The sequence below is a fragment of the Pseudomonas sp. genome (genome assembly GCF_030690725.1).
GTDB lineage: Bacteria > Pseudomonadota > Gammaproteobacteria > Pseudomonadales > Pseudomonadaceae > Aquipseudomonas.
The window spans coordinates 1-11,729 of sequence record NZ_JAUYGD010000021.1 but is presented as its reverse complement, the minus strand read 5'-3'; the positions used below and the strand labels follow the sequence as shown (position 1 = coordinate 11,729).

Sequence of the window (11,729 nt, the reverse complement as noted above, 5' to 3'; positions counted from 1 at the left end):
ACGGTGTCGCCACCCGCTACCTCCCGAACTATCTGGGCTGGCGCCGCATGCTTGAGCGCTATCAACAGCGTATTCAGCCAGCTCACTGTATCCAGGAGGCGGTTGGACGCACCATGCAACACGCGATTGGGACATAGCCTTCTTTTTTACTTCAAGTCACAGTTGCCTCACCCGCAACTCCTTGGGCATCGAGAACGTCACATTCTCAGGCCGCCCCTGCAGCTCTTGCGCACCTGTTGCGCCCCACTCGCTCAATTGCTGGATAACCCCCTGCACCAGAACTTCCGGGGCCGATGCCCCCGCAGTAATACCAATGCCCTCCACCCCGACAAACCACTCCTGCTTGAGATCTTCTGCCCCATCGATCAGGTAGGCAGGCGTTCCCATACGCTCGGCCAGCTCGCGCAAGCGGTTGGAGTTGGAGCTGTTGGGGCTGCCTACAACCAGCAACACGTCGCATTCGGCGGCGAGCTGTTTGACAGCGTCCTGGCGGTTTTGGGTGGCGTAGCAGATGTCGTCCTTGCGTGGGCCGCCGATGGCGGGGAACTTGCTGCGCAGGGCGTCGATGACTTTGCTGGTGTCGTCCATCGACAGGGTGGTTTGGGTGACGAAGGCTAGGGCTTCGGGATTGCGCACCTGTAGTTCGGCCACGTCGGCTTCATCTTCTACCAGATAGATGGTGCCGCCGTTGCTGGCGTCGTATTGGCCCATGGTGCCTTCGACTTCTGGATGGCCTTCATGGCCGATCAGGATGCACTCGCGCCCCTCGCGGCTGTAGCGCACCACTTCCATATGCACTTTGGTCACCAGCGGGCAGGTGGCGTCGAAGATCTTCAGGCCGCGGCGCTCTGCCTCTGTGCGCACAGCCTGGGAGACGCCGTGGGCGCTGAAGATAACGATAACGTCATCAGGAATCTGATCCAGCTCTTCGACAAATACGGCGCCGCGCGAACGCAGGTCTTCGACCACGAACTTGTTGTGCACCACTTCATGGCGCACATAGATCGGTGGACCGAAGACTTCCAGGGCACGGTTGACGATCTCAATGGCGCGGTCGACACCGGCACAGAAGCCACGGGGATTGGCGAGTTTGATATACATGCGGGTTATCTCGGCGCGCGTAAACGAAAGTTGCCGCAGTTTGAGTTAGCGGCACATTGCGGAATAAGCCACGAATGCCGCGCAGCCCAACAGTACGGAGCCCGACATACGAACCATGGTGGGTTACGGCGCGCCATACAAGTGCTCCAGACTCAAACTGCGCCTGTGCGCCTAACCCACCCTACGAAATTATTACGCTGATCAGAGCGCTTTGACCTCAATAATCTCCACATCGAAGCTCAGCGCCTTGCCGGCCAACGGGTGGTTGAAGTCGATGGTTACCTGGCTGTCGTCGAAAGCTTTTACTACGCCGGGCAGCTCGGCATTAGCTGCATCATTGAAGATCACCAGCAGGCCTTCAGACAGCTCCATATCCTGAAACTGGCTGCGCGGCATGATCTGGATATTCTGCGGATTGCCCTGACCAAAGCCCTGCTCCGGACTGATCGACAGGCTGCGCTTGTCACCCGCCTTCAGCCCGTAAATGGCTTGTTCAAAGCCTGGCAGCAGGTTGCCATCGCCAACCTTGAAAGTGGCCGGCTTTTTATCGAAGGTGCTGTCGACCACATCGCCGTTGTCCAGCTTGAGGGCGAAATGCAGGGTCACTTCCCTGTCCGGACCGATACGCACGTCAGTCATTTGCCTGTTTCTCCGGACTTTTCACTTTTGAACATATCCAGCGCCAGCAGGATGGCACCGCCGGTAATCGCCATATCGGCCACGTTGAAGGCCGGGAAGTACCACTGCTGGTGCCAGTGCAGCAGGATAAAGTCGACCACATGGCCAAACACCACGCGATCCACCAAATTACCCAGCGCGCCGCCCAGCACTAAAGCCAAAGCCACTGCCAGCCAGGTTTCGCCTGGTTTGAGGCGCTTGAGCCACACCACCAGCACCCCGCTCACCACCACGGCAATCGCGGCGAAGAACCAGCGCTGCCAGCCGGCAGCATCGGCCAGAAAGCTAAACGCCGCGCCAGTGTTGTAAGCCAGGGTCCAGCTGAAGTAATCGGGAATGATCACGATCTGCTGGTACATGCTCAGGTTGTTATCGAACCAGAACTTGCTTGCCTGATCGACCACAAACACCAGCAGGCTCAACCACAGCCAGGCCAGGCGCCCGAAACGACTGGCGTTATCACGCATAGTGACGAACCTCACCCGCGCCTTCGATGTTGTCCACGCAACGACCGCAGATTTCCGGATGCGCCGGGTTCACCCCAACATCCTCACGGTGATGCCAGCAACGGGCGCACTTGGCGTGACCAGACTTCAACACTTTCAGCTTGAGCCCCGCCACTTCGGTTTCCACGGCATCGCTTGGCGCGCTGGCAAGCGGTGACAGACTGGCGGTAGAGGTGATCAGCACAAAGCGCAGTTCGTTGCCCAGCTTGTTCAGATCGGCGATCAGGCTGTCTTCGGCGTACAGAGTCACTTCCGCCTGCAGGTTGCCGCCAATGGCCTTGGCTGCGCGCAGGTTTTCCATTTCCTTGTTTACCGCGACCTTCACCGCCATGACCCGCTCCCAGAACGCACGGTCCAGCTCGAAACCTTCCGGCAGTGGACTCAGGCCCTGATACCAGCCATTGAGCATCACCGACTCGTTACGCGCGCCCGGCAGGTATTCCCACAGCTCGTCGGCGGTGAACGAAAGCACTGGAGCGATCCAGCGCACCAGGGCTTCGGCGATATGGAACAGTGCCGTCTGGCAGGAGCGCCGCGCAACGCTATCGGCTGCGGTGGTGTACTGACGGTCCTTGATGATGTCGAGGTAGAAGCCACCCAGCTCCTGCACGCAGAAGTTGTGCACCTTCTGGTACACGTTCCAGAAGCGGTAGCTGTCGTAGGCCTCCTCGATTTCGCGCTGCAGCAGCAAAGCGCGATCCACCGCCCAGCGATCCAACGCCAGCATCTCGTCGACCGGCAGCAGATGCTGCGCCGGGTCGAAGCCGCTGAGGTTGGAGAGCAGGAAGCGCGCGGTGTTACGAATGCGCCGATAGGAGTCGGCGCTGCGCTGCAGGATGACCTTGGACACAGCCATCTCGCCCGAATAGTCGGTGGACGACACCCACAGGCGCAGGATATCGGCGCCCAGGCTGTCATTCACTTCCTGCGGGGCCACCACGTTGCCCAGAGATTTGGACATCTTGCGGCCGTTCTCATCAACCACGAAGCCGTGGGTCAACAGCTCTTTGTACGGCGCGTGGCCGTCGATGGCAGCCCCGGTGAGCAGGGAGGAATGGAACCAGCCGCGGTGCTGGTCGGAACCTTCCAGATACAGATCAGCGCGCGGGCCGCTGGCATGGCCCAAGTTGTGTGAACCGCGCAGCACGTGCCAGTGGGTGGTACCGGAATCGAACCAGACGTCCAGGGTGTCGCTGATCTTGTCGTAGTCAGCAGCTTCATCACCCAGCAGCTCAGCGGCGTCTAGTTTGAACCAGGCCTCGATGCCCTCTTGCTCGACACGCTTGGCCACTTCCTCCATCAGCTCGGCGCTACGCGGGTGCAGCTCGCCTGTGGCCTTGTGCAGGAAGAACGGAATCGGCACGCCCCAGTTGCGCTGACGCGAGATGCACCAGTCCGGACGACCGGCGATCATGCTGTGCAGGCGCGCCTGGCCCCAGGCGGGAACGAATGCGGTCTGCTCGATGGCGGCTAGCGCGCGCTCGCGCAGGGTGTCGCCTTCGTTGGGTTGCTTGTCCATGCCGACGAACCACTGCGCGGTGGCGCGGTAGATCAGCGGAGTTTTGTGGCGCCAGCAGTGCATATAGCTGTGCTGGATGGCTTCGTGCTTGAGCAGCGCGCCGATTTCTTCCAGCTTGGCGACAATGTTCGGGTTGGCCTTCCAGATAAACTGGCCGCCAAAGAACGGCAGATCAACGACATACACACCGTTGCTCTGCACCGGACTGAGGATATCGTCGTTGCTCATGCCGTAGCCTTTGCAGGAACGGAAGTCGTCCTCGCCATAGGCCGGGGCCGAGTGCACGACGCCGGTACCAGCGCCCAGCTCGACATAATCGGCCAGATAGACCGGGGAGAAGCGCTCGTAGAACGGGTGGCGGAAACGGATCAGCTCCAGCGCAGCACCTGGTGCTGTAGCGATAACTTCGCCCTGCAGGCCGTAACGAGCCAGGCAACCTTCCACCAGCTCTTCGGCCAGCAGTAGCAGGCGCTCGCCGGCATCGACCAGCGCGTAGGTAAATTCAGGGTGAACGTTCAGCGCCTGGTTGGCCGGAATGGTCCACGGCGTGGTGGTCCAGATCACGATGGAGGCCGGCTTCGGCAAGCTGGACAGGCCAAATGCGGCGGCCAGCTTATCGGCATCTTCGACGACGAAAGCGACGTCGATGGCATCGGACTTCTTGTCCTGATACTCGACTTCGGCCTCAGCCAGCGCCGAGCCGCAATCGAAGCACCAGTTAACTGGCTTCAGGCCCTTGAACACGAAGCCCTGCTTGACCATCTCGGCCAGCGCGCGGATTTCGCCCGCTTCGTTGGCAAAATCCATGGTCTTGTACGGGTTGCCCCAATCGCCCAGCACACCGAGGCGAACGAAGTCGGCTTTCTGCCCTTCGATCTGCTCAGCGGCATAGGTGCGGCAGCGCTCGCGGGTCAGGTCAGATGGCTGATTCTTGCCGAAGGTGGTTTCCACCTTGTGTTCAATCGGCAGGCCGTGGCAGTCCCAGCCCGGCACATAGGGGGCGTCGAAGCCGGCCAGGGTCTTGGAGCGGGTGATGATGTCCTTGAGAATCTTGTTGACCGCATGACCGATGTGGATGCTGCCATTGGCATAGGGCGGGCCGTCGTGCAGAACAAACTTCGGCCGACCTTCGCCTTGCGCGCGCAGCTTCTGATACAGGCCAATCTCGTTCCAGCGCTGCAGAATCTGCGGCTCGCGCTGCGGCAGGCCGGCCTTCATCGGAAATTGGGTGTCAGGCAGATTAAGCGTGGCTTTGTAATCGGTCATTTCAGGCTCTTCGTAAGCGATTGGCACCCAGCAGTTGAAGCCGGGGGCTTAAACGCGCCAATGGGCACGGGCGGCAGCAATATCGGCAGCAATAGCCGTCTTCAATGCCTCAAGGGAGGCGAAACGCTGCTCATCGCGCAGCTTGTGGTGGAAAGCCACCGTCAAACGCCGGCCATATAAATCACCGGCAAAGTCCAGCAAATGCACTTCCAGATGAGCGCGGCCATCACCGGCCACGCTCGGGCGCACACCTATGTTGGCCACACCCGGCCAGGTTTGGCCGTCGATCTCAGTGCTGACCAGGTACACGCCCTTGAGCGGCACCCTCTTACGCTTGAGCTGCACATTGGCAGTCGGCGCATTCAGCTGACGACCCAGTTTCTGCCCGTGCAACACCCGCCCGGCGATCTGAAAAGGTCGCCCAAGCAGGTGCTGCGCCAAGGCAAAATCACCGGCATCCAGGGCTTCACGTACCCGCGTACTGCTGACGCGAATACCGTCCAGTTCGACCGTGCTGGCAGCTTCAACACTGAAGCCTTCACGCTCACCGGCCTCGGCCAGAAAGGCAAAGTCACCGGCGCGGTCACAGCCGAAGCGAAAGTCATCACCCACTTCCAAGTGCTGCACACCCAAGCCCTCAACCAGCACGCGATGCACAAACTCGGCAGCGCTCAGCTCACGCAAGCGGCGGTTGAAACTCAGGCACAGCACCCGATCAACGCCCTCGGCGGCCAGCAGAGCCAACTTGTCGCGCAGCCGCGCCAAGCGCGCCGGAGCGGCATCTGGAGCAAAAAACTCACGCGGCTGCGGCTCGAAAATCAACACGCAACTGGGCACACCGAGTTCGGCGGAACGCTCACGCAAACGCGCCAAAATGGCCTGATGACCACGATGGACGCCGTCGAAATTGCCGATGGTGGCGACACAGCCCCGATGCTGGGGCCGCAAGTTGTGTAGGCCTCGAACCAGCTGCATAACGCGCTTCTTGCTCATAAAGTGGCCGATTATACGCACACCGGGCAGCGGACAACAGGCGGCAAATCAGCTGCAACTCAGAGCGCACTGCGGCGAGCAAAATCCTTCAAACGGAACCCCAGCAGCGCCAACACGGCCAAATAGGCCAGCAGCCCCACACCAACCAGCCCGCCCAGGCGCAGCAAACGCCAGAGCATGGTGCCGTCCGCCCAAACCGGCAGCTGCTGCATGGCCAGCAGCAGCACGCCCACCATCACCAACAACGCCAGTAACAGCTTGCCAAGGAACAGTGCCCAGCCCGGCTGCGGCTGGAACATGTCGCGCTTACGCAGCTGCCAGTACAACAGCCCAGCATTCAGACAGGCGGCCAGACCGATAGCCAAAGCCAGACCAGCGTGAGCTAGAGGAATTACGAAGATAAACAGCACATTCATCACCTGGGTCGCCAGCAGCGTCACCAGACCAATGCGCACCGGGGTCTTGATGTTTTGCTGGGCGTAGAAGGCCGGCGCGAGAATTTTCACCAGAATGATGCCGACCAAGCCCAGCGAATAAGCGATCAAGGCGCGCTGGGTCATGTCGGTATCGGCAGCGGTGAACTTGCCGTACTGAAACAGCGAGGCAATCAGCGGCTCGGAAATAATCGCCAGCGCCACCGCACTGGGCAACGCCAACACCAGGCAAAGGCGCAAGCCCCAGTCGAGCAGCTTGGAATAGTCCTCGCTACTGGCACCGGCATAGGTTTTCGACAGGGCCGGCAGCAGGATGGTGCCCAGCGCCACGCCAAGCACACCGGCCGGCAATTCCATCAGACGGTCGGCGTAATACATCCAGGACACCGAGCCCGCGACCAAAAAGGAGGCGAATACGGTGTTGATGATCAACGAAATCTGACTGACCGACACACCAAAGATCGCCGGCCCCATCTGCTTAACCACGCGCCACACGCCGGTGTCCTTGAGGTTCAGCCGCGGCAGCACCAGCATGCCGATCTTGTGCAGATGCGGTAGCTGGAACAGCAGCTGCGCCAAACCGCCTACCAGCACCGCCCAGCCCAGCGCCATGATTGGCGGATCGAAGTAAGGCGTCAGAAACAGAGCAAACACGATCATGCTGATATTCAGCAGCGTAGGCACAAAGGCCGGTACCGAGAAGCGGTTCCAGGTATTGAGCACCGCCCCCGCCAGCGAGGACAGGGAGATCAGCAAGATATAAGGAAAGGTCACCCGCAGCAGATCGGTGGTCAGCTCAAAACGCTCTGCCTCATCGGCAAAACCTGGCGCGGACGCCCAGACAATCCACGGCGCCGCCAAAATGCCGATAAAGGTCACCAGCGCCAACACCAGAGTCAGCAGACCGGTCACGTAAGCCAGGAACGTGCGTGTAGCCTCATCACCCTGCTGAGTCTTGTACTCAGCCAGAATCGGCACAAAAGCTTGGGAAAACGCGCCCTCAGCAAAAATCCGCCGCAGCAGATTGGGCAGCTTGAACGCCACCACAAAGGCGTCCGAGGCCACGCCAGCGCCGAAGGTGCGAGCGATGATGGTGTCGCGCACAAAGCCCAAAACACGCGAAAGCATGGTCATGGAGCTGACAGCGGCCAACGACTTGAGCAAATTCATGTAATATCCCGGCTCCGCAAACAAGCACTGGCGCGCAAAGGCGACGAGTGTAGCGGTCTGCCACTGGTCAGGCCAGCACAGGGAAAAGCCAACAGGCTTGACAGCACTCCCTCATATCGGCATGATTCGCGGCCTTATTTGTTTGTAACCCCCAGAATTTTTTCGAGGAGCTTGACGGTGGCCAATACACCTTCTGCCAAAAAACGCGCAAAACAGGCTGAGAAGCGTCGTAGCCATAACGCCAGCCAGCGCTCGATGGTTCGTACTTACATCAAGAACGTCGTCAAGGCTATCGAAGCCAAAGACGTCGCCCTTGCTACTACTGCTTACACCCTGGCTGTGCCGGTAATCGACCGTATGGCCGACAAAGGCATCATCCACAAGAACAAAGCCGCTCGTCATAAGAGCCGCCTGAATGGCCATATCAAGGCCCTGGGCGAAGCTGCAGCTGCCTAAGCCGTTAGCAACACGCTGATTGTTCTTAAAAAACCGGCTTAAACGCCGGTTTTTTATTGCCCGCAATAATTGCCGGAGCAGCCTGCAACGCCCGGCCACACCAACAGGTAATCGCCTTGGGCAAGGGCCAGAAAAAAGCCCGAATCACTTCGGGCTTTTTGTGCTCAGGGCTTTTCCGGCCAGGGCAAAATCGGAATGGCCGTCACCGCGTTCTGCGGGCTGCCCTCGATTACCCGGTCGCTATAGACCAGATAAACCAGGGTATTGCGCTTCTGATCGAAGAACCGCACCACCTGCATAGTCTTGAACACCAGCGAGGTACGTTCACGAAACACCTCCTCACCCTCTTTGAGCTTCTCCAAGAAGCTGATCGGCCCGACCTGGCGACAAGCAATCGACGCCTCGGCGCGATCCTCGGCCAGCCCCAGGCCGCCCTTGACGCCACCCGTCTTGGCTCGCGACAGGTAGCAGGTCACCCCCGCCACCTTAGGATCATCAAAGGCCTCGACGACGATCTTGTCGTTCGGCCCCATGATTTTGAAAACCGTCGACACCTCACCGATCTGCTCGGCCGCCGCCAACCCAGGCAGCAGCACCAGCGCCCCCATCAATCCCTTTACGACTCGCATCAGCTTTCCCTCAAAACCCATTCAAAGCCTCGCGAGCTAGAGCCATGCAAGGCAAAAACAAGCGAGGAAGCGGAGTGTACTTTTGTACATGAGCATTCTGAGCCTGTTTTTAACGCAGCAGGGCCGACGCGCAGCAGGCTTTGTGCAGGTTTTCAAATCAGGATCAAATTATCCCGATGCACCAACTCGGGCTCATCAACATAACCCAGCAGCTTCTCGATGGCATCCGACGACTGACCGATGATTTTTTGCGCCTCAAGCGCACTGTAGTTGGCCAGCCCACGGGCAATTTCGCGACCATCCGCCGCCACACAGACCACCATCTCACCGCGGCGAAAGCTGCCCTGCACGGCTTTTACGCCAACCGGCAGCAAGCTCTTGGTGCCGGTTGCCAGCGCCTTGACCGCACCGTCATCCAGCACAAGGGTGCCGCGCGTCTGCAGATGCCCGGCCAGCCACTGCTTGCGCGCTGCCAGCATGCCGCGCTCAGGCGCCAGCAGCGTACCCAGACGCTCGCCTGCCTTGAGCCGCGCCAGCACCTGCTCGATGGCACCGCCAACGATTACCGTATGCGCACCAGAACGCGCAGCCAGGCGCGCCGCACGCAGCTTGGTCTGCATACCGCCACGCCCGAGCGCACCACCGACACCGCCGGCGACGGCATCCAGCGCCGGATCATCGGCGCGCGCCTCGAAAATCAGCTCGGCATCGGGGTTATGCCGCGGATCGGCGTTATACATGCCATCGCGATCAGTAAGAATTACCAGCAGATCGGCCTCGACCAGGTTGGCCACCAGCGCCGCCAGGGTATCGTTGTCACCAAAGCGGATTTCATCGGTGACCACGGTGTCGTTTTCATTGATCACCGGCACCACATCCAGATCCACCAGGGTGCGCAGCGTGCTGCGCGCATTCAGGTAGCGCTTGCGATCGGACAGATCGTCGTGAGTCAGCAGGATCTGTGCCGTGCGCCGACCATGCTCGGCAAAGCTCGACTCCCACGCCTGAATCAGCACCATCTGGCCAATCGCCGCAGCCGCCTGCAGCTCATGCATGGCACTCGGTCGCGCACTCCAGCCCAGCTTGCTCATACCGGCCGCTACCGCCCCGGAGGACACCAGCACCAACTCGACGCCCTGCTCACGCAACGCGACCATCTGCTTGACCCATACCGCCATAGCCGCGCGATCCAGACCACGGCCATCAGCGGTCAGCAGCGCACTGCCAATCTTCACCACCCAGCGCTGCGCGCCGGTTACCTTGTCACGCATGATCTTCCAACCTTAGCCGCGACCTGTGATTACAAAAACGCCGCAATTAAGCGGCGTTTTGTAGTTGCTTAATCCCGGACGTAAATAATTTCCGGGCCATCATCTTCGTCTTCTTCATCCCAGAAGCTGTCGTCTTCATCGACATCACCAACCGCCTTGACCCCGGAACGACGCAGCGCACGCTTGTCGTCCAGCGCCTGCAGCTGAGCGCGCGCTTCGTCTTCGATGCGCGTATCCAGCTCAGCCAGCTCGGCGGCGTATTCTGGGTTTTCCTGGATGCGCTCAGCGCGCGCCTCAAGGAAGTCCATGATGTCATAACAGAGCTTCTCAGTGCCCTGGCGCGCCAGGGCAGAAATCACATAAACCGGCCCAGTCCACTCGATCCGCGCGACGATTTCAGCAATCCGCGCTTCCTGCTCTTCATCGAGCATCTGGTCAGCCTTGTTCAGCACCAGCCAGCGCTCACGCTCAGCCAGCGACGGACTGAACTTGGTCAGCTCATCAATAATGGTGGCGGCCGACTCAGCCGGATCGGTCAGATCCAGCGGCGCCATATCCACCAGATGCAGCAACAGACGGGTACGCGACAAATGCTTGAGGAAGCGAATACCCAGGCCAGCGCCGTGGGAAGCACCCTCGATCAGCCCCGGAATATCGGCGACCACAAAGTTTTTGTAACGATCGACACTGACCACACCCAGGTTTGGCACCAGAGTGGTGAAGGGATAGTCGGCGACTTTCGGCTTAGCGGCCGACACCGAGCGAATGAAGGTGCTCTTGCCGGCATTCGGCAAACCGAGCAAACCAACATCAGCCAACACCTTCAATTCCAGCTTGAGATCGCGCGACTCGCCCGGCTTGCCCGGCGTAGTTTGACGCGGCGCACGGTTGGTACTGGACTTGAAGCGGGTATTACCCAGACCATGCCAACCACCCTGCGCCACCATCAGCCGCTGGCCGGCACGGGTCAGGTCGCCAATCACTTCCTGGGTACCAGCATCGATGACCGTGGTACCAATCGGCACCGGCAGGATCAGGTCCTCGCCCTTGGCGCCGGTACAGTCGGTGCTGCCACCCTTCTCACCATTCTGCGCCTGGAAACGACGGGTATAGCGGTAGTCCACCAGGGTATTGAAGTTCTCGACCGCCTCGATATACACCGAGCCACCGTCACCGCCATCACCACCGTTGGGACCGCCCTTCTCGATGAACTTTTCACGACGAAAAGCCATCATGCCGTTACCGCCGTCGCCGGCTTTTACAAAAATCGATACTTCATCGACGAATTTCATTTTTACGCCTCCCGCAATCACGCGGGTCATCTAAACCGAGAAACACCAGGTTCTTGCAAAATTGACCTGCATTCAAATCGAACGCTACACCCAGGACAGTTTGGCAAGAACCCCAAGAAACAAAAAAGCCCCGTCGCATGGACGGGGCTTTCCCAGCAGTCGCGCAATTAAGCCGCAACGACGCTCACGTAACGGCGGTTGAACGCGCCTTTTACTTCAAACTTGATCACGCCTTCGATTTTCGCGAAGAGGGTGTGATCTTTACCCATGCCAACGCCGTAACCGGCGTGGAACTGGGTGCCGCGCTGACGCACGATGATGTTGCCAGGAATGATTTTCTGGCCGCCATACATCTTCACGCCAAGGCGTTTGGCTTCTGAGTCGCGACCGTTGCGGGTACTACCGCCAGCTTTT

At 59.7% G+C, this 11,729-nt stretch carries 11 protein-coding genes and 1 pseudogene; 2 read left to right on the top strand and 10 right to left on the bottom strand.

The genetic code is table 11. From position 1 onward, the window contains the following. Nucleotides 1–137 (top strand): annotated as a pseudogene (locus Q8O69_RS04605) (IS1595 family transposase); the annotation flags it as partial. A 19-nt stretch (nt 138–156) separates the two neighbouring features. On the opposite strand, the gene ispH reads toward Q8O69_RS04605, so the two are convergent. From ispH to murJ, 6 genes are all read right to left on the bottom strand, one after another. Next, entirely contained in the window at nt 157–1,101 is a 945-nt protein-coding gene (ispH, locus tag Q8O69_RS04600; protein WP_305589941.1) for a 4-hydroxy-3-methylbut-2-enyl diphosphate reductase, read from the bottom strand. A 201-nt stretch (nt 1,102–1,302) separates the two neighbouring features. Next, nucleotides 1,303–1,740 (bottom strand): FKBP-type peptidyl-prolyl cis-trans isomerase, encoded by a 438-nt coding sequence (fkpB, locus tag Q8O69_RS04595; RefSeq protein ID WP_275960662.1) that lies wholly within the window; start codon nt 1,738–1,740, stop codon nt 1,303–1,305. Beyond that, nucleotides 1,737–2,246: a signal peptidase II gene (gene lspA / locus Q8O69_RS04590; RefSeq protein ID WP_160085553.1), complete on the bottom strand. Its 510-nt coding sequence runs from the start codon at nt 2,244–2,246 to the stop codon at nt 1,737–1,739. Before lspA ends, fkpB begins: the two co-directional genes overlap by 4 nt. Continuing rightward, nucleotides 2,239–5,070, bottom strand: a complete 2,832-nt coding sequence (gene ileS, locus Q8O69_RS04585; protein WP_305589938.1) for an isoleucine--tRNA ligase — start codon at nt 5,068–5,070, stop codon at nt 2,239–2,241. The genes lspA and ileS overlap by 8 nt, the downstream gene beginning before the upstream one ends. A gap of 48 nt (nt 5,071–5,118) precedes the next feature. Then, nucleotides 5,119–6,045, bottom strand: coding sequence for a bifunctional riboflavin kinase/FAD synthetase (ribF, locus tag Q8O69_RS04580; RefSeq protein WP_305589936.1), 927 nt, complete (start codon nt 6,043–6,045; stop codon nt 5,119–5,121). Between the two features lie 77 nt (nt 6,046–6,122). Next, a complete protein-coding gene (murJ, locus tag Q8O69_RS04575) occupies nt 6,123–7,667 on the bottom strand; it encodes a murein biosynthesis integral membrane protein MurJ (RefSeq protein ID WP_305589935.1) in 1,545 nt (514 codons plus the stop codon). Nucleotides 7,668–7,844: 177 nt separating this feature from the next. Between murJ and rpsT the strand changes: the two genes are divergently transcribed. After that, entirely contained in the window at nt 7,845–8,123 is a 279-nt protein-coding gene (rpsT, locus tag Q8O69_RS04570) for a 30S ribosomal protein S20 (protein WP_136663161.1), read from the top strand. Between the two features lie 164 nt (nt 8,124–8,287). Here the strand turns inward: rpsT and Q8O69_RS04565 are convergent, their stop codons facing one another. The 4 genes from Q8O69_RS04565 to rpmA all read right to left on the bottom strand — a co-directional run. After that, complete coding sequence (locus Q8O69_RS04565; RefSeq protein ID WP_305589933.1) at nt 8,288–8,752, bottom strand: CreA family protein; 465 nt, start codon at nt 8,750–8,752, stop codon at nt 8,288–8,290. Between the two features lie 152 nt (nt 8,753–8,904). Beyond that, nucleotides 8,905–10,023 carry a glutamate 5-kinase gene (proB, locus tag Q8O69_RS04560; protein ID WP_275960657.1) on the bottom strand — a complete coding sequence of 373 codons (1,119 nt, stop codon included), beginning with the start codon at nt 10,021–10,023 and terminating at the stop codon, nt 8,905–8,907. A gap of 68 nt (nt 10,024–10,091) precedes the next feature. After that, entirely contained in the window at nt 10,092–11,315 is a 1,224-nt protein-coding gene (gene cgtA / locus Q8O69_RS04555) for an Obg family GTPase CgtA (RefSeq protein ID WP_275960656.1), read from the bottom strand. Between the two features lie 167 nt (nt 11,316–11,482). After that, a partial coding sequence (rpmA, locus tag Q8O69_RS04550; protein WP_305589932.1) for a 50S ribosomal protein L27 occupies nt 11,483–11,729 on the bottom strand: 247 nt, incomplete at its 5' end.